Source organism: Geminocystis sp. M7585_C2015_104, from assembly GCA_015295805.1.
GTDB lineage: Bacteria > Cyanobacteriota > Cyanobacteriia > Cyanobacteriales > Cyanobacteriaceae > DVEF01.
This window is the reverse complement of sequence record DVEF01000038.1, coordinates 1-20,648: the sequence shown is the minus strand read 5'-3', so window position 1 is coordinate 20,648 and position 20,648 is coordinate 1. Positions and strand designations below refer to the sequence as shown.

The 20,648-nt window shown below is 43.0% G+C and carries 21 protein-coding genes; 13 read left to right on the top strand and 8 right to left on the bottom strand.

The annotated features are described in order from the left end of the window. Nucleotides 1-46: 46 nt before the first annotated feature. Nucleotides 47-1,543: a DUF3084 domain-containing protein gene (locus IGQ44_04190; protein ID HIK37175.1), complete on the top strand. Its 1,497-nt coding sequence runs from the start codon at nucleotides 47-49 to the stop codon at nucleotides 1,541-1,543. Between the two features lies 1 nt (nucleotide 1,544). Here IGQ44_04190 and IGQ44_04185 read toward each other — a convergent pair whose 3' ends face one another. Next, nucleotides 1,545-2,156 carry an NYN domain-containing protein gene (locus IGQ44_04185; protein HIK37174.1) on the bottom strand — a complete coding sequence of 204 codons (612 nt, stop codon included), beginning with the start codon at nucleotides 2,154-2,156 and terminating at the stop codon, nucleotides 1,545-1,547. 102 nt (nucleotides 2,157-2,258) lie between these two features. Then, a complete protein-coding gene (locus IGQ44_04180; protein ID HIK37173.1) occupies nucleotides 2,259-3,869 on the bottom strand; it encodes a methionine--tRNA ligase in 1,611 nt (536 codons plus the stop codon). Between the two features lie 345 nt (nucleotides 3,870-4,214). On the opposite strand from IGQ44_04180, the gene IGQ44_04175 reads away from it, so the two are divergent. Together IGQ44_04175 and IGQ44_04170 are read left to right on the top strand one after the other, a co-directional pair. Further along, on the top strand, nucleotides 4,215-5,972 hold the full coding sequence (locus IGQ44_04175; protein HIK37172.1) for a Na+:solute symporter: 1,758 nt from the start codon (nucleotides 4,215-4,217) through the stop codon (nucleotides 5,970-5,972). A gap of 53 nt (nucleotides 5,973-6,025) precedes the next feature. After that, nucleotides 6,026-6,958, top strand: a complete 933-nt coding sequence (locus IGQ44_04170) for a ribonuclease Z (GenBank protein HIK37171.1) — start codon at nucleotides 6,026-6,028, stop codon at nucleotides 6,956-6,958. Between the two features lie 10 nt (nucleotides 6,959-6,968). Here the strand turns inward: IGQ44_04170 and argJ are convergent, their stop codons facing one another. Both argJ and IGQ44_04160 read right to left on the bottom strand, forming a co-directional pair. After that, nucleotides 6,969-8,210 carry a bifunctional ornithine acetyltransferase/N-acetylglutamate synthase gene (gene argJ / locus IGQ44_04165; protein ID HIK37170.1) on the bottom strand — a complete coding sequence of 414 codons (1,242 nt, stop codon included), beginning with the start codon at nucleotides 8,208-8,210 and terminating at the stop codon, nucleotides 6,969-6,971. Between the two features lie 42 nt (nucleotides 8,211-8,252). Then, nucleotides 8,253-9,428 (bottom strand): hypothetical protein, encoded by a 1,176-nt coding sequence (locus IGQ44_04160; protein ID HIK37169.1) that lies wholly within the window; start codon nucleotides 9,426-9,428, stop codon nucleotides 8,253-8,255. A gap of 280 nt (nucleotides 9,429-9,708) precedes the next feature. Between IGQ44_04160 and cax the strand changes: the two genes are divergently transcribed. After that, nucleotides 9,709-10,785, top strand: coding sequence for a calcium/proton exchanger (gene cax / locus IGQ44_04155; protein HIK37168.1), 1,077 nt, complete (start codon nucleotides 9,709-9,711; stop codon nucleotides 10,783-10,785). A gap of 193 nt (nucleotides 10,786-10,978) precedes the next feature. Here the strand turns inward: cax and IGQ44_04150 are convergent, their stop codons facing one another. Continuing rightward, entirely contained in the window at nucleotides 10,979-11,305 is a 327-nt protein-coding gene (locus IGQ44_04150) for an FCD domain-containing protein (protein ID HIK37167.1), read from the bottom strand. 304 nt (nucleotides 11,306-11,609) lie between these two features. On the opposite strand from IGQ44_04150, the gene IGQ44_04145 reads away from it, so the two are divergent. After that, on the top strand, nucleotides 11,610-13,898 hold the full coding sequence (locus IGQ44_04145) for a bifunctional (p)ppGpp synthetase/guanosine-3',5'-bis(diphosphate) 3'-pyrophosphohydrolase (protein ID HIK37166.1): 2,289 nt from the start codon (nucleotides 11,610-11,612) through the stop codon (nucleotides 13,896-13,898). Nucleotides 13,899-14,502: 604 nt separating this feature from the next. Here IGQ44_04145 and IGQ44_04140 read toward each other — a convergent pair. Then, nucleotides 14,503-14,703: a hypothetical protein gene (locus IGQ44_04140; GenBank protein ID HIK37165.1), complete on the bottom strand. Its 201-nt coding sequence runs from the start codon at nucleotides 14,701-14,703 to the stop codon at nucleotides 14,503-14,505. 146 nt (nucleotides 14,704-14,849) lie between these two features. On the opposite strand from IGQ44_04140, the gene IGQ44_04135 reads away from it, so the two are divergent. Continuing rightward, nucleotides 14,850-14,987: a hypothetical protein gene (locus tag IGQ44_04135; GenBank protein HIK37164.1), complete on the top strand. Its 138-nt coding sequence runs from the start codon at nucleotides 14,850-14,852 to the stop codon at nucleotides 14,985-14,987. Between the two features lie 118 nt (nucleotides 14,988-15,105). Here the strand turns inward: IGQ44_04135 and IGQ44_04130 are convergent, their stop codons facing one another. Continuing rightward, nucleotides 15,106-15,258 (bottom strand): hypothetical protein, encoded by a 153-nt coding sequence (locus IGQ44_04130; GenBank protein HIK37163.1) that lies wholly within the window; start codon nucleotides 15,256-15,258, stop codon nucleotides 15,106-15,108. 341 nt (nucleotides 15,259-15,599) lie between these two features. Here IGQ44_04130 and IGQ44_04125 point away from each other — a divergent pair, with 341 nt between their 5' ends. From IGQ44_04125 to IGQ44_04105, 5 genes are all read left to right on the top strand, one after another. Beyond that, the gene (locus IGQ44_04125) at nucleotides 15,600-15,845 is read left to right on the top strand and encodes a hypothetical protein (GenBank protein HIK37162.1); all 246 of its coding nucleotides are present in this window, start codon (nucleotides 15,600-15,602) and stop codon (nucleotides 15,843-15,845) included. 146 nt (nucleotides 15,846-15,991) lie between these two features. Next, nucleotides 15,992-16,366, top strand: a complete 375-nt coding sequence (locus IGQ44_04120) for a PAS domain-containing protein (protein ID HIK37161.1) — start codon at nucleotides 15,992-15,994, stop codon at nucleotides 16,364-16,366. 463 nt (nucleotides 16,367-16,829) lie between these two features. After that, nucleotides 16,830-17,057 carry a hypothetical protein gene (locus IGQ44_04115; protein HIK37160.1) on the top strand — a complete coding sequence of 76 codons (228 nt, stop codon included), beginning with the start codon at nucleotides 16,830-16,832 and terminating at the stop codon, nucleotides 17,055-17,057. Nucleotides 17,058-17,076: 19 nt separating this feature from the next. Next, nucleotides 17,077-17,256: a hypothetical protein gene (locus tag IGQ44_04110; GenBank protein HIK37159.1), complete on the top strand. Its 180-nt coding sequence runs from the start codon at nucleotides 17,077-17,079 to the stop codon at nucleotides 17,254-17,256. Then, nucleotides 17,244-17,411, top strand: coding sequence for a hypothetical protein (locus tag IGQ44_04105; GenBank protein ID HIK37158.1), 168 nt, complete (start codon nucleotides 17,244-17,246; stop codon nucleotides 17,409-17,411). The genes IGQ44_04110 and IGQ44_04105 overlap by 13 nt, the downstream gene beginning before the upstream one ends. Nucleotides 17,412-18,567: 1,156 nt before the next feature. Here the strand turns inward: IGQ44_04105 and IGQ44_04100 are convergent. Continuing rightward, complete coding sequence (locus tag IGQ44_04100; protein HIK37157.1) at nucleotides 18,568-18,837, bottom strand: hypothetical protein; 270 nt, start codon at nucleotides 18,835-18,837, stop codon at nucleotides 18,568-18,570. 1,274 nt (nucleotides 18,838-20,111) lie between these two features. On the opposite strand from IGQ44_04100, the gene IGQ44_04095 reads away from it, so the two are divergent. Together IGQ44_04095 and IGQ44_04090 are read left to right on the top strand one after the other, a co-directional pair. Continuing rightward, complete coding sequence (locus IGQ44_04095) at nucleotides 20,112-20,378, top strand: hypothetical protein (GenBank protein ID HIK37156.1); 267 nt, start codon at nucleotides 20,112-20,114, stop codon at nucleotides 20,376-20,378. Nucleotides 20,379-20,486: 108 nt separating this feature from the next. Continuing rightward, nucleotides 20,487-20,648: DUF4281 domain-containing protein (locus tag IGQ44_04090; protein ID HIK37155.1), on the top strand; the 162-nt coding region annotated here is incomplete at its 3' end.

Below are 20,648 nucleotides of genomic sequence, written 5' to 3'. Positions count from 1 at the left end.
GTTTTACTTTATCAAATTATGGTATCGGGGAGTTGTTTACAACTAGATGACTAGCGCTTATATTCTAATCATTGCCATTTTAGTACTGGGAGGATTAATTGCCGCTTTAGGGGATAGAATTGGCACAAAAGTGGGGAAGGCCAGACTCACCATTTTTAATCTTCGCCCCAGACAAACTGCCACTTTAGTCACTATTGTTACTGGTGTTTGTATTTCTGCCACCACCCTTTTACTATTATTTGGACTTAGTGGCTCTCTTCGTCAGGGGGTTTTTGAACTGGATGAAATTCTCAAGAAGCGGCGGCAAATTTCTAAAGAGTTGGACAGGGTTATCCGGGAAAAAAATAGAGTGGAATCCCAGCTGTTGGAAGCCGAAAAAAAACAGGAAAAAGTCTCCCGACAGTTAGCCTCAAAAGAGAAGGAGGTAAATTTAGCTTTAAATGCCATCAGCCAATACAGGAATACTAGTAAAAAACTCAAGAGAGAGATTGACAGTATTCTCAAAGACAAACAGCGTCTTATTGGTGAGCAAGAGAAGCTAAAAAAACAAAAAGAGGAACTGGAGATATTAATTGATAGACAAAACAATGAGCTGAAAAAGAAGGAGAGCAGGGTGCTATTCCAACAGGCGAAAATAGAGGAGAAGGAGAGAGCACTAAGACAACAAGAGTACAAACTAAAACGGCTATCGAAGGAATTAAAGCAACTGGAAAATATTAGGGGGAGACTGGAGTTAGAAATCAGGGAAAAAGATGCTAAAATAGCGAGTATAGATAAAATAATTAACGAGAATGAGAAGCTTTTAGCTGTCAAGGAAAAAGAACTAGAGAATCTAGAAAAGGAACTAGCCTTTTACAGAAAAGAGGTGGAAATTTTGGAACAGTACTATCAAACCTATCAAGAATTGAGGGAAAGGCCAATAGCAATCCTTAAGGGGCAAGTGTTGAATATTACCATGGTAGACACAAGGGAAAACAGTGATCTGACAACTCTAATAGATGTGATTCTGAACGAGGCAAATAGAGGGGTGATGAGAATGCTAGGCTATGGCAATGGCAATCAGCCTCCCAGGGAAAGATATGTGACAATTACCAGGGCACAGGTGGAACAAATAAAAGAGCAAATAGCGACACCAGGACAATATTTGATTAGGATAATATCGGCGGGAAATTATGTGGTGGGGGAAGAAAAAATTAGAGTTTTCGCCGACGTCACCCCCAATGTACTAGTGTACAAACAAAATCAGCCCATTGCCTCTATTAGCATTGAAGAAAAAGACTTAAAAAACGGGGAGTTGCAGGAGAAATTAGATTTTTTGATTTCCGTCAGTCAATTCAGGGCCAGAAGAGAGGGGATTTTAGGGGAAATAATAGTGGGGGATGGCTCTATTGTATCCTTAGTCGATTTTATCCAAAAAGTGCGCTCATCCCCACAACCCATAGAAGAAATTAGGACTATGGCCGCCAAAAATACCTACGCTTCGGGCCCTTTACAAATTAACCTGGTGGCCTTTGCTGGTGGTCAAGAGATAATACGAATGTAGTTTATTCATAGATATCCGGATCTCTGCCTTCGATGAGATGGTAGGGGGAAAAGGTGTCGGGAGGGCCACCTTTACGGGTTTTTTTGATGTCATCCCGGATTTGTTCCAGGTCGATGTAACGATCAGCCACATTAATTAGATTATCACTAGTCATAGAGCGGAGGCTAACCACTTCCACCCGCGCACCTCTGTAACTGACGGCATCCACGGCGTAGGCCAAATCCCCATCGCCACTGACTAAGACTGCCGTATCATAGTAGTCCACCAAGGCCATTAAGTCTACTGCGATTTCCACGTCTAAGTTGGCCTTTTTAGTCCCATCTGGCAATTGTACCAAATCCTTGGCGATGACACGGTAGCCATTGCGCCGCATCCATAAGAGAAATCCTTGTTGTTTTTCATTGGTACGATCCACCCCTGTATAGAAGAAGGCACGTAGTAATTTAGCTCCTGCTGTAAGACGATATAATAACTTAGTATAGTCAATTTCTACTCCCAATTGGAGTGCGGCATAGAAGAGGTTTGACCCATCAATGAAAATGGCCACCCTCCCCCGATTCTCCAAAACCGGATCTGGAGGAAATACGGGATCGTTATCAAAATTATCCCACATTTTTAGATCCTTATTTTTTTTTTTTCTTGTTTTTTTGTAAAAGATATCTCTCTCAGCCAATATTTTCTCCCTGCGAAACCTCCAAATAGAATTAAGGTTACTTTAATTAGTAGGATTTTCAGGCAAGGAAACCTTAGCAAAAACTGGTTCTGCCTTGGGTAAATCCCTATTTAAGGGTAGGACTCCCCATTGGGAGTGGGAAGATAGATTTATTTTTTTTCCTAGGTCCTTTTGATGGAAATCAAGAGAATAACCCAGTTGTCGATAAATTTTGTTGCTGATGTTGGGGATGACTGGAGCTAGGTGAAAGGCGGCAAAACGTACAGATTCTAAGACTACATAGAGGATTTTTTCCACCTCCTCCTGTTCACCTTGTTTAAACAGACTCCATGGTTTTTTTTCATCAATATAACGGTTACAGGTTTTAATGAGATTTAAAATTTCTTTACACACAAAAGATAATTGATAGTTTTGGTAGGCAGAAACTATCTTGTCTGTCAGAAGGACAACTATGCTTTTAACCTCGTTGTCGTTGGGTATGTCCTTGCCGGTGATGGTAGGCACTCCTTGTTTGCAGTACTTATTCAACATACCAAGACTACGATTGAGGAGATTGCCTAAGTCGTCAGCCAAATCGGCATTAACGGTATTGACAAATCTCACCTCGTTGAAGTCACCATCTTCCCCTAATTCGATTTCTTTGAGAAAATAATACCTAACGGCATCTGTCCCGTACTTGGCCACCAACTCAAAGGGATCGAGGGTGTTGCCGACACTTTTGCCCATTTTTTTGCCGTCCTTTGTCAAGAAACCATGACCAAATACCTGTCTAGGCAGTGGTAAATTGGCGGACATGAGCATAGCGGGCCAGTATACGGCATGAAAACGGAGAATATCCTTGCCGATGAGGTGGAGGTCAAAGGGGTACCATTTTTTGGTAGCATTGGCGAGGGTGGGCTCGTCAGATTCGTCCAAAAGGGCTGTAACATAGCCTAATAGGGCATCAAACCAGACGTAAATGGTATGGGTAGGATTGTCTGGCACAGGGAAACCCCAGGAAACGTTTATACGGGAGATGGAAAAATCTTTTAATCCCTGTTTAACAAAGTTGATTACCTCATTGCGTCTGCTTTCTGGCTGGATAAACTGGGGGTTTTCTTCGTAGAGTCTTTCCAAGGCTTCCTGGTAGCGAGACAGACGGAAGAAATAGTTTTCCTCGTCTCGCCATTCCACTTTTTGGTTGGGGTGGATGAGACAATAGCCGTCTTCGGTGATGTCTTTTTCCTCCTTAAACTCCTCACATGCCACACAATACCACCCCTTTTGTTGGGCAAGATATATATCACCATTAGCCTTTACTCTTTGGAAAAACTCCCTTACTATAGCCTCGTGTTTAGCGGCGGTGGTGCGACTAAAACGATCATACTGTATATCTAGTTTTTCCCACAATTCTCGGAATTTAGCCACAATGCGATCGCAATGTTCTTGGGGGGGCACCCCCAAAGACTCGGCAGTGCGTTGGATTTTCTGACCGTGTTCGTCACTTCCGGTTACAAATAATACGTCTTGCCCTTGGAGACGGTGCCAACGGGCAATGGCATCTGCCACCATAGTAGTGTAGGCACTACCGATATGGGGCAAACCGTTGACGTAGTATAGGGGAGTGGTGAGGCTAAAAGAATTTTTCCTAGGAGTTTGAGTTAAATTATTCATCTATAAAATTTCAGTTGTTAACCTGAGTGAATTAGAGACTGTCTTTAGTTTTTTATAATCTAATCTATGCTCTGTGGACTATTTCTCTTCCCTTCCTTTAGACTTTTTTTACCTTTAGGATAGTCCATTTCAGTGGGACACAAGGGGGCCAGGCAGGGGTAGACAGTTTTCTCGCCCCAAACCAATAGGCTTTTATAAGTAGCTCAGTCCATCATTGACAAAGAAGCGCAAACCATAGACAATAAAAGGACATCTGATAGCATTTTAACAAAAAGAGGTCGAAAATTAGTCCATTAGAGCACCATAATCGTAGACAAGGGAAAGGAAAACAAAAGCATCTTATCCATGCAAATTATAGACTGGATTGTTGTTATCTGCTATCTAGTAATAACCCTGTGGCTGGGGATAAAGTTAGCAAAACGTGCCAGTAAAAGTATAGAAGATTTTTTCGTGTCAGGACGCTCCCTTCCCTGGTGGTTAGCCGGCACTAGTATGGCAGCTACCACTTTTTCCATTGACACTCCTCTATACATCTGCGGCATAGTAGCTAAGAGGGGAATAGCCGGCAACTGGGAGTGGTGGAGTTTTGCCATAACCCACGTGGTAATGACCTATATTTTCGCGCGACTGTGGCGAAGGGCCGAGGTTTTAACAGATGCGGAATTGACAGAAATCCGCTATGGGGGTAAAATGGCCGCAATTTTACGCGCTACAAAAGCCTTTCTATTTGCTGTGCCCATCAACTGTATTGGGATAGGCTATGCCATGTTAGCCATGGTGAAGGTAATAGCTGCCCTCCAGTTGTGGGAAAGTCTAGGACTACAGTTAGGAGACAATGGCAAATTGTGGACGGTGGTGGCAATTAGTATTATAGTGCTGGGCTACTCCAGTTTTTCCGGCCTGTGGGGGGTAGTAGTCACTGACTTTTTTCAATTTTTCCTAGCCTTATTGGGTGCAATGGTGGTGGCTATTTTTGCCATCAACCATGTGGGCGGTATCCACCAGTTAATCCCCGCTGTAACTGCCCACAGCAAGATAGACGTTTTATCCTTCCTCCCCCTGAAAGACAATGCTGGCATCAGTTTAAGCACTTTTGCTGCCTATCTACTGGTACAATGGTGGAGTTTTCGTCGTAGTGATGGAGGGGGGGAATTCATCCAAAGGCTGGTGTCTGTGAGGAGTGAGAAGGAGGCAGAAAAGGCTGCTTGGTGTTTCAATATCCTCAACTATGTAATCCGCACCTGGCCATGGATTATAGTGGCTTTAGTGGCCATTGTTGTCTATCCTAACCTAGAAGATCCAGAATTGGCCTATCCCCTGTTGATGATAGAATTTCTGCCACCCCTTCTTTTGGGGCTGGTGGTAGCCTCCCTAATGGCAGCCTTTATGAGTACAGTTTCCACCTCCATCAACTGGGGTGCATCTTATCTTACCAATGATTTATACCGTCGCTTTATTTCCCCACAAGCCTCCCAAGCAGAATTAGTATTAGTAGGGAGAATTGCCTCGGTAATTGTGACGTTTCTTGGGGCTTTAGCCGCCTTTTTTGCCCAAGACGTAGCCACCGTGTTTCGACTCGTAATAGCCATTGGTACAGGCCCGGGACTAGTATTGATTCTGAGATGGTACTGGTGGCGGATAAACGCCGCCGCAGAATTAGCAGCCATGGTGGCTGGTTTTATTATAGGCCTACTGAGTTCCATCCCTAATCTCAATCTTTTCCCCACAGACTTTGGCTGGAGACTGATTACTATTTCCCTCCTTACCGCCGTTGTCTGGATTACGGCTATGTATCTTACACCCCCCGAGTCAGAAGAAACCCTCAACCAATTCTACCTGCGAGTGCGCCCTGCCGGAATAGGCTGGCGAAAACAACAGCTAGCCACTGGCGTAACACCTCTGCAAAACCTGACACTGGACCTGATGAAGGTAATCGCCTCCCTGTTTTTGCTTTTTGGCAGTATGTTCGCCTTAGGAGGCTTTTTACTGCTAAAACCCCTCACAGGCTGGTTATCTCTCATTGTAGCAGTAGCTAGCGGTCTGTGGTTGCGAAAACTAGAACGGCTCCACCCTCTCCCCAAAAAACGTCCTGGCCTGGAGTAGTGGTATTATAGGCTAATAAGTCTAATTCTTAGGTATATTAGTAGTACAAAATAGTGGAAGTGACTTTCTTAGGCACCAGTTCGGGGGTGCCCACTAAAACTAGGAATGTGTCTGCAGTGGCCCTGAGATTACTGCAAAGAGGAGAAATCTGGTTATTTGACTGTGGAGAAGGCACCCAACATCAATTCCTCCGTAGCGACCTAAGAATATCGCAAATAAAAAAAATTTTCATTACCCACATGCATGGGGACCATATTTTTGGTTTAATGGGGCTACTAGCTAGTTGTGGGTTAGGGGCTCATGCGGAAAAAATCGAAATATACGGCCCCCCCGGCATTGAGCCCTATCTAAAAGCCTGTATGAAGTACTCTTACACCTCTTTTCCTTATGGTGTTACAATCTACACCGTAGAACCAGGGCTCATCTACGAAGATGCAGAATACACCGTCACCTGTCTCCCCCTAAAACACCGAGTTACCACCTATGGTTATAGGGTAGCAGAAAAAGACCGTCCTGGCCCCTTTAATGTGGAAAAGGCGAAAAAGGCAGGCATCCCCCCAGGGCCCTTGTATGGTAGACTAAAGGCTGGGGAAACCATTGTGTTAGAAGACGGTAGGGTGTTTGTAGGCAAGGACTTTTGTGGCCCTAAAGAAATAGGACGTAAGTTCGTCTACTGCACCGATACCATCTACTGTGATAATGCGGTAGAATTGGCTAGAGATGCGGACTTGCTGGTCCATGAGGCTACCTTTGCTCACCAAGACGCCCCCATGGCCTTCGAAAAACTACATTCTACCACCACCATGGCAGCACAGGTGGCATTGGCGGCTGGGGTGAGACAACTAATTATAACCCATTTTAGCCCCCGTTATGCCCCTGGCAACCCTATCCAAATGAAAGATTTAGTAGCGGAGGCTAGGGCTATTTTTCCCGCCACCCTTGCTGCCTATGACTTTTTCCGCTATGACATCCCCCGTCGTCGCTAGATGGTATGAGTTAGGTAGTGTATTCCGCATTTATCCTTACGTAATCATAACTAAGGTCACAACCCCAGGCCTTGCCTACTCCAGTTCCATTACCTACGGATACACGGATAAGGACAGTATCAGTTTTGAGATATTCCCCCCTGGCAGCCTGTTGGAGATACCCACTAGCAGAGAGGCGGTCAAAATTTAGAGGTTGCCCTTTCTCCATAAGAACTATGTCACCTAGTTGTATCTTCAAGTCTTCCTGATTAAAGGGAACACCGGCCCTGCCGGCAGCGGCGGCGATTCTGCCCCAGTTGGGATCACGACCGAAAACGGCCGACTTTACTAGGTTTGAGCCCACAATGGTGCGGGCAATTTGTCTGGCGGCGGCGTCATCTGGCGCGCCACTCACCTCCACCTCAATAAGACAGGTTGCCCCCTCTCCGTCTCTTGCTATAGCTTTTGCTAAATACTGACATACTTCGGTCAGCAAAGCCTGTAATTTGAGGCCATTTTCGTCCAATTGGGTGATGGTGGGGGTGCGAGACTGTCCATTGGCCAAGGCAATTACGGTATCATTGGTGCTAGTGTCCCCGTCCACTGTAATTTGATTGAAACTAAGCTCCACTGCGTGTTTTAGCATTTTCTGCCACAGTTGAGTAGACACTAGCCCATCACAGGTGATAAATGCTAACATGGTGGCCATATTGGGGTGAATCATCCCCGAGCCCTTGGCAATGCCGCCGATACGCACTGGGCGGTTGTCGATGGTGGTTTCCAGGGCAATAGACTTAGGTACTAAATCAGTAGTCATAATCGCCCTTGCCGTCGCCTCACTGCCATTTTCTGATAACTCCGCCACCAGACGTGGTATAGCCCGTAGGAGGGCATCCATTTTGATTCTCTCGCCAATCACCCCTGTAGAGGCTAACAGGATGCTGTCAGCATCAATTCTAAGAGTTTGAGCCAAAGCCGAGGCACATGTTAGGGCGTCTTCCCATCCCTGTTTTCCCGTTGCCGCATTTGCCTGTCCAGAGTTACATAAAATTGCCCTAGCGGTGGCCTTTTTTTGTAATTTTTGGCGACAATAATCTACACAGGCTGCCCTTACGGCAGAGGTGGTAAAAACCCCCGCGGCAATAGCCTCAGTTTCTGACCAAATTAGGGCCAAATCTGGCAACCCCGAGGCTTTCAAACCTGCTGCTATCCCTGATGATTTAAACCCCTTTGGGGCTGTTATCCCTCCTTCAATTACCCTCCATTCGAACATATTTGTTCTCCCTCTTGCTAAATGGATAAATTATTATAGTATTCAACTGTTATTGAGCAAAGCTAAAATTCTTTTTGCTATTCTTGTTGAACCTCCCGCTTCCCCAATTCTCTCCTTGCCATTTTCCGCACATTTCTTCAAAAATACCTCATCATTAACTATAGAGCTTATCTTTTCCGCTGCTTCTTCACACCTTTTTTCTAAACTTAAGTAAGGTTTTATCGTCAATACATTTAGTCCCAACAAACGCTGTTGAGCCTCGGCAAAACGATAGGTAAACTGAGGACCATTACCGGGAATTTGTACCACAGGCTTCCCCATTCCTACTGCTTGTTCCACTGCAGTTCCAGCCATGCCAATCGCCACATCACACTGGCTAATTATATCCCCAAATAGCTCATAATAAACTCCCACTTCTACCCCTTTTTTTCTTAACTTACCCGGAGTGTATTCCCATTTTATCCTCTCTGCTAACTCAGAAAGCAAACCATCAGTTATGCTGGGCACTATTGCTCCACAAAACTGCCAGGCTGCCCCATATCTTTCTACTAAAATTTCACACACCCTCAGTTGGATAGCAAGATTATCTAAAGCCTCAGGTAAACGACTACCCGGCAGCAGGGCTACCATCTTTTTAGAGGGGTGTTTTAGGTTAGTTTTTTGGCTGATTGTATCCAGAATGGGATAACCCTCGTATAAAACCTTTTTTAGGCCCTGTCTAGTCAAATCCTCTGCAGTAAACTTATCCCTGGTAAATACTTGGAAACAACGGCAAGAATTGAGGATGAATCTATCCAAAGGAGATAGTCTCAATTTCCCCTCGTAGTGACTGGAATATGATACTAAAAACGACACGAATCCTCTGCCACTCATATAGGCAAACAGTAGAGAAACAGTATCCCCTACTGATACCACAAAGTCATAGTTATCCCTAATTCCGTATAGGGCATTTAACTGTTTTAGGGTAAGGAGAATAAGTCCGGCGGACAAGTCTTTGAAAAGATTAATAGGATTGAGATAAATAAAGCCACCAGAAGGCATTTTTTTGACGGGAGAAACTATGGGTATATTCCTCCTAATGTAGCTCTCTCCAATTCCTACAATGGGAAACGCGTCTATCTCGATTCTGGAGTCTAAAACGCGCAACTTTTCCCCTATTAAACTAGCGTTTAAATCTTCGCCATGGCCGTTACTTATTAGTAGTATTTTCATTAGCATACCTATCTCTACTATCCCGATTATTATACCCTAAAAATGCTGCAACAAATCCTCCCATTTTCCTATAGTAAAACCCCAGGCAGGGCTTACATCAGCGGATAACTGGAAATTGTATAGGTTCGAAAAAAAATCCTAAACCTTCTCAGAGTTGCACCGGAAAATGTAAAAAAAAAAGGCCTTGGCATAACCAGAAAATAGAGTTAACAATATTGGCCAAGAAGAGATATTGTAAGATTGGCATAAAACTGCTACAATGCCGGTGACAGAAAAGGTAAAAGGTATGAATAAGAATCAAATTTTTGCCCTGTTGTTGGCCTTTATTCCCGTCTCCCTCGCAGCCGAGTATTTCCACTGGAATGAAACCATAGTTTTTCTTAGTGCAGCTCTGGCAATTATACCCCTGGCAGCATACATGGGGGAAGCAACAGAAAATATAGCCCTGGTAACAGGGCCAAATATAGGCGGTTTGTTAAACGCCACCTTCGGCAATGCCACAGAACTGATATTGGCCATTGTAGCCCTTAAAAGCGGATTGATACAGGTAGTAAAAGCCACACTGACTGGGTCAATAATAGGAAATTTGCTTTTAGTAATGGGATTTGCCATGTTTTTGGGAGGAATCCGTTACAAGGAACAAAATTTCCAACCCAGTGTGGCACGTCTAAACGCTTCCACCATGACTCTGGCAGTAATTGCCATTCTCCTCCCCACCGCCGTAGCCTTCACCTCCGACGGCATCCCCCCCACCACCATGCAAGCCCTATCAGTGGCGGTGGCAATAGTACTAATTTCCGTTTATCTGTTAAGCCTACTGTTTTCCATGAAAACCCACTCCTACCTATACCAGGTAGCGGAGGCGGACATAGAAGTGAAAGAGGAGGGGTTAGAAAAAAAACCAAGTCTAGCACTTTGGACACTTATCCTCTTCCTGGTAACAGTCGGGGTGGCAGTAGAATCGGAACTTCTGGTAGACTCCTTAGAAGCAGCCACAGAAAGTCTAGGACTGTCGCCCCTATTCACAGGAGTAATCTTTTTGCCCATTATCGGCAACGCTGCTGAACATGCTACCGCCATTACTGTCGCCATCAAAGACAAAATGGACCTATCTGTCTCCGTAGCCGTTGGCTCCAGTCTGCAAATCGCCCTATTTGTGGCGCCAGTACTAGTAATCGTCGGCTGGCTGATAGGACAACCCATGGACTTGAACTTCAACCCCTTTGAACTGGTGGCGGTGGCCGTTGCTGTCCTCATCGCCAATTCCATCAGTGCCGACGGCAATTGCAACTGGCTGGAGGGGATACTCCTATTAGCCACTTATACTATCATCGCCCTTGCCTTCTACTTCCACCCCTATTAAGTTACCCAAACCCCAAAGTGGGGGTGTATTTATACCTACTGGCCAATTTTGGTCAGAATACCCCACTGTCCTTGCTACTATTAGAAAAAATACCCTTTTTTTTTCGATTTGTCAATAGTTTTTCCCAGAAAATTTTTCCCATTTTTTCACTTTAATTCCTTTTTGTAGCCCGAGAGCTTAGTAGTACAAAAAGTTACAGAGGGGGAGTGAGTGTCAAAAGCTGTTGGAGGAGTTGTTGAAAAATAGCCATATGACGTCGTTGGCTCTCTTCCCCCCGGGCAGAGGTCCAGAAGAGAAGCTGAGTGTCCAGGATTCTTAGAAGGCGATGAGTTTCCCTTACCCAGGCCAGTAAACGCGGATTTTCCGTCAGGGGAAGAATTCGGCTATGGAACTGTTGTTTTAGTTCCTCCCACTGCTTCATTACCATTGTTCTCTCCTGGCGGCCATTCAGGGTTGTCTGGAACTGTTGGGCCAACTTCAGCCATTCCTCTACTGTTTCTCTCTGTGACTTAGGCAACATTTATACAAAACTGAGCTACAATTGAATAAACTAATCTAACTCGGGCATGAGCCCTTAAAGTAGGAAAATACTAACAGGAAAACAACCACCCGATTATCGGGAAAAAAAAGAAGGTAATCGGGGATGTTGGCGTTTCCAAAAAAAAAGACGAAAAAAGACGACAGTTGCCAACAAAACCACCCAAAACCGAGGGGGGTTAATCGGGTGGACTAGGCTTATTGGCCACCATTTTCAAAGGGATTTAAAGTCCTACTGTCACCGAATAATTATACCTAAAAAATTGAGTAACTAAAGAGGAAAAGTTATGAGTCCCACCACTCTAACAACCCAACAAACAACAAAAGACAACACGGCAACCCCAGCCGTTAAATACAATGTAAAAATCCCGGACTGGTTGAATGAGTGTCTGCTGGGAGACCAAAACAACCAGGATAATAATCTCATTTGTCGTGCCTTCCAATTTGCCTATTCCCTCCACGAGGGACAATTCCGAAAATCCGGTGAGCCATACATTGCGCACCCCATTGCCGTTGCGGAATTACTAAGAGATTTGGGGGGAGATAGTGAAATGATTGCCGCAGGCTTGTTGCATGACGTGGTAGAAGATACCCCCACTACCCTAGAAGAAATAGAGGAAATGTTCGGCAAAAATGTCCGTCGTTTAGTAGAGGGGGTAACTAAATTATCTAAGTTTAATTTTTCTAGTAAAACCGAGAGACAGGCCGAAAATTTCCGCCGCATGTTTATGGCTATGGCTCAAGACATAAGAGTCATTCTTGTCAAGTTGGCCGACAGATTACATAACATGCGCACTCTTGATTTTTTACCTCCAGAAAAACAACGTCAAATTGCCCAGGAAACTAGAGATATTTTTGCCCCCTTAGCCAATCGTTTAGGTATATGGCAATTTAAGTGGGAACTAGAGGATTTAGCCTTCAAATATCTTGAGCCAGAAGCCTATAATACCATCAAACATTTAGTAGCAGAAAAAAGAGCGGAGAGAGAAGCAAGAATCGAACAGGTGATCAGAATTATTGCCGAACGTTTGAAGCAAATTGGAATTAACCCTATCGAAATAAAGGGAAGGCCAAAACACCTCTATAGCATCTACCAGAAAATGGTACGTCAGAATAAGGAATTTGACCAGATTTATGACATTGCCGCCGTAAGAATTATTGTTAATACTAAAGAGGAGTGTTATCGCGCCCTAGCCGTTGTCCATGACGCTTTTCGTCCTATCCCTGGTAGGTTCAAAGACTACATCGGCTTGCCCAAACCTAATTTATACCAGTCTCTCCACACCACTGTATTTAACACCAATGGACGTCCCCTAGAAATCCAAATTAGGACCCTGGAAATGCACTACATAGCAGAATATGGAATTGCTGCCCACTGGAAATACAAAGAGGCAGGAAATTCTAATTCCAATCGCTGGTCACAAATAGATCAAAAATTTACCTGGCTGCGACAACTATTGGACTGGCAAAAAGACTTAAAAGATGCACAAGAATACGTGGACAACCTGAAAGAAAATCTCTTCGACGACGATGTTTATGTTTTCACTCCCAACGGGGATGTAATTGCTTTGGCCAGAGGGGCAACACCAGTAGATTTCGCCTATCATATCCACAGTGAAATAGGAAACCACATGAAGGGTGCCAGGGTCAATGGCAAATGGTCACCCCTGGATCAGCCGTTGCAAAATGGGGATATAGTAGAAATCATCACCTCTAATAACAGTCATCCAAGTCTCGATTGGCTAAACTTTGTTGTCACCCCCACCGCCAGAAACCGTATACGTCAGTGGTTCAAAAAATACCATCGGGAAGAAAATATTAACCGAGGACGGGAATTATTAGAAAGAGAATTGGGCAATGCGGGGCTAGAGTCTCTTTTAAAATCTGATATAATGCAGCGGGTAGCCCAAAAATTCAATTTTCAAAAGGTAGACGACTTGTTGGCAGCCTTGGGCTATGGTGAGATAACTTGTACTCAGGTTATCAATCGTCTCAGGGAAGAAAATAAACAATCCCAGTCGGATAAATCCCAACTACTTGCCGACACCTCCTTCACTGGCACTGCTAATAGGGAATACCGCCAGGAAGATAATGGCAAATACCCTATCTCTGGCATCGAAGGGTTGTTATATCACATTGCTGGCTGTTGTAAACCTCTACCCGGAGAAAATATTATTGGTGTCGTTACCAATACCCGCGGTATTTCTATTCATCATCGGGATTGTCCTAATCTTCAAAACATACCACCTGAAAGACTTATCCCCGTTTCTTGGAATTGTTATAAAAACGACACCCCCCGTCGTAGTCTAACTTACCCCGTAGACATAGTAATTGAAACCATTGACAGGGTGGGCATCCTCAGAGATATACTAGGGAGGCTAAGTGATTTAAACATCAATGTCAGCCACGCCTCCGTTAAAACCCATGCCGGCAAACCCGCCATTATCTCCCTCACCATTGATGTTACAGACTATAGACAGTTTACAGAAGCTATTACCAGAATCAAAAATATCTCTGATGTATTGAATGTGCGCCGTGTAACTCAAGTAAATAAAGGAGAAAATCAAGCATTATAACTACCAATAGGGGCACGGTATTGTTGTACAATTTAAAACTCAATAAGCCCCTCTATCTTGATTTCCTCTCACCACATACAAACACCCCCGAGTTATAACCACTGGGGGAGAATTATTTGACGCCTCGTGGCGATAATCTTTTTTCTTAATCTTTCCATTCACTACCAAGAAAGTCGAAAAAAACTGGATCTAGCCGACAATAGACAGAAAAAATTACACAACTGTGGCAGTTTGAATGAGGTTTAAAAATCAGGCAATAGGGCTATATTAAAATCAGAAATATGCCTCAAAATGATGGTTATTATAACAGAATTTGCAACGTTTTATCATAGGTTTTAGTAATAGTTTAAAATCAGGTTTTCCTCTTATAAATCCAGACCAATAACAATGGAATTTTGATAGCAAAAAACGGGGGGAAAGGAAATAAGTTTTGCCCTCGTAATGAATTAAAACCAGCTAGTGGGCCTGGCAACAGAAAGGGACATAGTTAGATTTTCCACCAAAATGTTAACCCTAGAAAAAATAACCGTTGCCCGGGTAATTACGAAAGAATTAATTAAATTACCCGCCGAGGAAATGATGTTCTTAAGAAATACCAAATCCGTCATCTCCCCATTGTCCATGAGAAGCAGGAAGTGTTGGGAATCACCACCTCACTACTAGAAGCAGTCTTCAACTGGGACGAAACGTAGTCCACTGCTATCCCCATCAGAGGCTGAGAGAAATTGTCACTTCTTTTGGGTAAAAATCGCTTCAGTTGTGTCGTAATGGGCGAAGAAACGGACAGAAAAACTTCCAACCCCATAGGCATTATAAGAGATATAGTTTACAATACAATTTCAGTCAAACAACTGCTGCAGAGGTGATGACAACCACCCTGAAAGAAACCCTCTGGAATGCCAATCTCATTATGTCCGAAAATGGATTCCGCCCTCCAGTGGGTGGTGGCAGATGAAGCAGGAGATTTACAGAAAGGGGATGATTCAAGTGTTGCAAAAATGGGTGGAAGTCTTACAAACCGAGAAAACCTTTTTATTACGACAACTGTTGGCACAACAAAAACAAAATCTCAAATCCGCCACCAGGTAAACTAATCGCTTTCCTTGTCCTAAAAACTCGTTATTCTCTAAACTTAAATACTATCCTTCAAACCACGGTGGATGAATTCTTGCTGCTGTTATCCGCCGATAGGGTTATCGTCTACTGTCTATAAGATATCGCTAACCACTACATAGCCGTAGAAGCCATCCGTGAGTATTGTCTGTCTATCGGAAATGAATACCCGCAAACCCCTTCCCGCCGGCAACCACAAATTGTCCAAGACGTTGTGGTAGACAAATCTATCTCCTATTGTTTTCAAGATTTCCCCATCGGTTTTCAGATGGTTGTGGAGATTGCTGACTATCCATGATTGTCAAAAACCTCGCAAATGGCTGGAAGAAGAAATTGAATTACAACTATGTGTGCAATTAGCCATTGGCATTCAACAGGCTACCATTTTATTTTTGTTATAACAATTACGGGAATATCAAAAAAACTGGAAGAAAAAGTAGCCCAAGGCACCGAGAAATTACAAAGCGCCAATTGGCGTTATAGGGGAGAATTAATTGAATTCAAAAAGAACTTAGGCCCGACTACAACATACTCAGACAAACTTGACGGGAATTCTAGAAGTGGCCAGTGGTGTTATTATCTCCATCAATGAGGCACAAGAAATTATACTCTTTAAAGGGCTCCGAAAAGATATTTGGCTGCAAAGCAGAAGAAATAATTGGCAAATCCCTAGACATATTAATCCCCGAACGTTATATTGAGGCACATAGTCGCCATGTGGAAGAATTTGAAAAAGCAAATCAAGGCAAAGTCGACGCGTGGCAGACAACAGACGTCGTAAAAATGGCAGTGAATTTCCCACCTCCCTCTCCATTTCCATTCCCAGCATTTTGAGGGATATGAGTAAGAAAGTGGCGATGGAAGAAAAAATCCATCGAGGGTTGGAAGTTTCAGTATACTAATCATAGTGCGCTAGCGTTTGGGTTATGATTTAGATACCTTTTTGACAATGACCTTCCCTAGTATAAAACCCCAATTCCATGAGACTAGTTTTCGTCAACTGTTACAACCTCTCTCAGGGGGAGGGAAACTATCCCATTTCAAACCAGCTATCGTCGTCGAGATGGCAGTCAATACTGGTTTTAAGGGGGAAACAGTTATTCCTTGCCATTGCCAATGACATTATCAAGAGACTAAAAGAGGGGAGTGGAAAACGTTTCCAGACAATGGCAGACAACGCACCGGTTTTAATATGGTTGGCTAACAAAGACAGTAACCGCATCTATCTTAACAAAGCCCGGTTGGATTTTATAGGCAAAACCCCCACAGAAGAAACCAATGGCGGCTGGATAAACCGCATCCACCCCAGTGATGTGGATTTATACCTGCAGTCATGCCATAAAAGTTTCCAATAACCCTCGGCAGACACTATTGGCTTTTGGAAGTGGATATTCCCCGCTACGATGCTGCGGGCAATTTTATGGTTTATATTGGTTCTGGCACTAATATAGACTAGCACATCCGCACCGACCAATAATTACAAAAACAACTTAATAAAAGTATTTTGTTAAGGAAAATAACAGACAAAACTCTTCAGAGTGTTAATCCAGAAGAAATATTCACCAATGCTGCCGGGAATATGGAAAAATCCTAGCAGTACATAAAACTCCCATCTTTGCCTGTGCCAAAGAAAAGGGTTATAGAATGCCAGAGAGAATAGTTTGTGTTTCCGAATATGTAGGGCAAGACTTGTTGTATAGAAAACAGTCTGGTATTCAATCCCTTCTTGCAGTCGCTGTCTAATCGGAATTGGCTTAATTTTTTGCATTTTAAATCCCTGTTGATATGTGGTACTTTTTACCGGGGAATAGCTAATGGTTGTATCGCGTTGATTTATTGTCAACACACCCACAATTATACAGGAGAAGAGATAGAATCACTAAAAGCGGTGGCATTACAGTTGGGAATTTCTATTGCCTGAACAAATTTGCCATCCAAAGAGGAAAGAAAACTACAACAACTAGCCTTGCAAAACCAGGAGTTGGAAGAGGCAAAAAAAAAGCAAAAAAAAAAGAAATGCAATTAGCAAATAGGGCAAAAAGTTAATTTCTTGCCATCATGAGTCATGAAACCAGTACACCTATTAGTGGAAACACTCCTCACTTTCCAACAAGAGGATTATGTGAAAACCATTTGTCAGTATGGCAAGAATCTACTGGTTATTATCAATGACATCCTCGACTACTCCAAAGTCGAATCAGGGAAACTAAAATTAGAGGCAAAATCTCTTTATTGGAAACAGTAGAAGACGTCATCCGTTTTTTACCCTCCAGACACAAGAAAGACAGATACGGCTTGGCTATCAATATAATCCTCAACTTCCTCGTCACTTTCAGGGGGATGCAACCCCTAGATGGCAAGCAGGTGGTAGAAACAGTGGTAGAAACAGAAATAGAATGAAGCGTCTTTTTCAACCCTCCTACCAGGTGGATGCCTTTACTTCTGGCAGATATGGAAGCACAGGTTTAGGTTTAGTTACTAGTAAACGTCTTGTGAAATCAATGAGGGGGTTTAACTTTTTATTTTAACCTCTTGTTTTTCCAAAGTAGTGATGACTTCCTTATTAAAACCCAATATCCTTAAGTGTCTTATTCTCCCAGCAGAAGACAACAAAGTCAATGTCAATGAGTAGGGTAGCCTTACCCACTCTGCAAAAACTGGGATTGAATGCAGATATGTGATAATACGGTTTAGAAGTTATTGCCGCCGTGGAAACAAAACAGTATCAATTAGTCCTAATGGACATACAAATGCCACTGATGGATATTTTAGAAGCCACTTTATATTCGTAAAAATCTTTTCCACCAGCCATATATCATTGCCATCACTGCCAACGCCATGGGAAAAAAAGACAGAGAAATATGTTTGAATGCCAGCATTAATGACTATATTTCCAAATCCTTTCCCATCTTTAAGGTACAGCATACTACATAAATTTTTCTAAATAAATTCCCTTTCTTGTCGTAAATACATCAAAAACCCAATCCCCAAAGTGAAATCGTTATTGTATAAAATTATGTAACACAGATTTATACGAAAAGACATAAGGAGGAAGTCATTTAATTCCCCTTCCCCATCCACACCCCTTATCCATGCCAATACCACTTAGCTATCCTCTCAAACACCTCTCTATCAAAAGGCTATTTGCCGTTTAAACTTATGTTTCTCTAAAGCATCTTCAAAACCAGTATTCCCAAGATAATCCCCCTTTTTCATATCCATCTGCTTACCCTTTTTCCCCCCCACTACCCCTGTCAAAATGTCACAACAAAACCATCTCTTCAATCCGACACAGCTACAATGCGTCTTTTTTTTCACTCCCTCATCAACCCCTTGGTATCCTCAACACAACCCCCCGCCACTGTAGGTTATATCACTGACTCTTAAATAACACCACCACAACTTCCCCTCAACTCGTCTATTTATTATTCAATACTACTATTGCTATCCACAAACAATGCCTGTCAACGGGTAGCTAACAAAATATATTCCCTTAGGATTACTATTACACCCACCACAGTCTTTGGCAGTGGCTGAAAACAGCCATGTCTACTTATTATCTATCTACTTTCCCTAGACTACTGACATATCCATTCCCACCTATGCCTGCATGCCAAGCAGTGGCTGACAATACACCCCAATGACTACCTATTGCCATCACGAAAATATCTATTCCCCCGTTACTTGTCTTAACTTCCTTTAACAATGCCATTACCTCCGCCTGTCTATCAGTAAAACAAAAACACCTTTCTCCACTAAGGCTGCCACCACCACCATTCACTGTCAACAATGTCTCTTCTTGTAACCCACCACTAAAATCCGCCACAAGCCATTACAACAACAAAAGTCTGCCAATAGCTTCCCATGCCTAATGCCCATTCTTCCAGTTTAATTGATTTTATTTCATCTGTTTGCTCTCTAAATCCCTTCTGTATACTAACAAGAGTATGTCATAGGCTAGTAAGTATGCATTCTCCCCAATTGTATTTTAGTTTCCCATTTCACTGGCATCTTCACCAAAGCTTTTTTTTTACTAGACACCTCCTTTAACAATATACATTTTCCCCCCAGTGGTTTGCCCGTTGTTGATATCCCCCTCACAATCCATTAACACCCCAATCTAAAACTTCCATCGTCACTGCTACCTACCTACCGATATTATTCCCACCGCCATCCATTTATGCCAAAGGCTAACAGTATCTATTTTCCCCCACTTGTCTTTTTGTGGGCATAGCCACCATTGGTGTCTGTCTATCAATCATCTACTGACAGTCTACCACCATCCCATATCATATTTTTCGGCTGGTAGTGTAATAATTCACTTGCCTCAATAGCGTCTGCCTAAAAACTTGTCTTTAGCAAAGCCTAAAACTGGCATTCTACCAACAACTAAAACATATACCCCCCAGTTGTCTGCCTGTTGACATCTACGCTGGTATATTGTTAAAGCCAATTCCATACAGCCTTTACTCCCTCACACCCCCGCCACAACCCCAGTCTATCAAGAGTATTCCCACAAATAACCACATTAATAATATTCCACCCCAATTCAACAAAATCATACACCTGTGTAGCTGCCACCAGTGGTTTCTGTTAACAAGCCAGCCGGTATGTATTTCTCCACAGCCAATGTCTGCCAATTACCATGAAAGTTAGTATGCCATCACCCTGCTGTTTTTACCCCCCTGTTGTGTGTTGGCTTGTGTGTTGTGGTTAACTCGTCACATTTCTCACAATCCCTTTCCCCTTATTGTGACAGGCTAGCTGAAGCTAAGTTTAGCTATTTCTTACCCCTACCCACCCGTTACCATTATCTCTGTCTGCCAATAACAATCTACCACTAGCTGACAATATCTATTCCTGTTTCCTCCCTGCTTTGTAGTAATTTATTTATTTTTTTTGGCACTCCCATCAAATCAAAATGTGTGTCTAGTCAACTAGGGTAAACCAAACTAACATTTAACTGAAAGATACATCTTTTTTCTAGCCATTCATTTGTTTGCCTCTCCATCACAACCTATTTTTGCTAATGGTATCGGAGACGGATTTGTGATATAACAAGCTAAAACCCCAAGACTAACTATATGCATCTATTTACCCTTGGGAATAATAGCCGCCACCACTCACTTTAACTCTACTAACCAGCCTAGTAGTCTGCCGCCAACCAGTTTCTATTTCCCCGTTAGTCGTCTAACAATTCATTTTATTGGCCTTCCCACCGCCTGCTACCAAATAAAACAACCGGAGATGTCTTTTCCACCTCCATTCATCACAAGTGGTGTCTGCCAAGAAATATTCCCTAAACAACTACATACAGTCATCCGCCACCACTCACTGGCTGTAGTCAGCCAACTTTTTAACCATTAACCAGCCGACGGGTATTTTGATTGTATTGCTACTCCCACCACAGTCTGTTGCCATCAAACAAGACAGCCGAAGACGCCCAAATTGATTGCCAATTCTATGAGGTGAATAATGGAGTTAAATCTTTTATTTAGTTTGGCTAATTTATATGTAATTCCCCTCTGGATGATTATGATTTTTTTGCCTCAGTGGGGGTTGACTCAGAGAATCATGAAATCCTATCTGCCATTCATCCCTCTCATTTTGCTTTACATTTACCTGTTTGCCATTAGT

Excerpts from the sequence above, each read along its gene's own strand:
- IGQ44_04180 (HIK37173.1), bottom strand. The coding sequence starts at position 3,869 with ATGAATAATTTAACTCAAACTCCTAGGAAAAATTCTTTTAGCCTCACC.
- IGQ44_04175 (HIK37172.1), top strand. The coding sequence starts at position 4,215 with ATGCAAATTATAGACTGGATTGTTGTTATCTGCTATCTAGTAATAACC.
- IGQ44_04145 (HIK37166.1), top strand. The coding sequence starts at position 11,610 with ATGAGTCCCACCACTCTAACAACCCAACAAACAACAAAAGACAACACG.
- cax (HIK37168.1), top strand. The coding sequence starts at position 9,709 with ATGAATAAGAATCAAATTTTTGCCCTGTTGTTGGCCTTTATTCCCGTC.
- argJ (HIK37170.1), bottom strand. The coding sequence starts at position 8,210 with ATGTTCGAATGGAGGGTAATTGAAGGAGGGATAACAGCCCCAAAGGGG.
- IGQ44_04110 (HIK37159.1), top strand. The coding sequence starts at position 17,077 with ATGAAACCAGTACACCTATTAGTGGAAACACTCCTCACTTTCCAACAA.
- IGQ44_04140 (HIK37165.1), bottom strand. The coding sequence starts at position 14,703 with ATGGGGTTGGAAGTTTTTCTGTCCGTTTCTTCGCCCATTACGACACAA.
- IGQ44_04135 (HIK37164.1), top strand. The coding sequence starts at position 14,850 with ATGAAGCAGGAGATTTACAGAAAGGGGATGATTCAAGTGTTGCAAAAA.
- IGQ44_04125 (HIK37162.1), top strand. The coding sequence starts at position 15,600 with ATGAGGCACAAGAAATTATACTCTTTAAAGGGCTCCGAAAAGATATTT.
- IGQ44_04160 (HIK37169.1), bottom strand. The coding sequence starts at position 9,428 with ATGCTAATGAAAATACTACTAATAAGTAACGGCCATGGCGAAGATTTA.
- IGQ44_04185 (HIK37174.1), bottom strand. The coding sequence starts at position 2,156 with ATGTGGGATAATTTTGATAACGATCCCGTATTTCCTCCAGATCCGGTT.
- IGQ44_04120 (HIK37161.1), top strand. The coding sequence starts at position 15,992 with ATGAGACTAGTTTTCGTCAACTGTTACAACCTCTCTCAGGGGGAGGGA.
- IGQ44_04190 (HIK37175.1), top strand. The coding sequence starts at position 47 with ATGACTAGCGCTTATATTCTAATCATTGCCATTTTAGTACTGGGAGGA.
- IGQ44_04150 (HIK37167.1), bottom strand. The coding sequence starts at position 11,305 with ATGTTGCCTAAGTCACAGAGAGAAACAGTAGAGGAATGGCTGAAGTTG.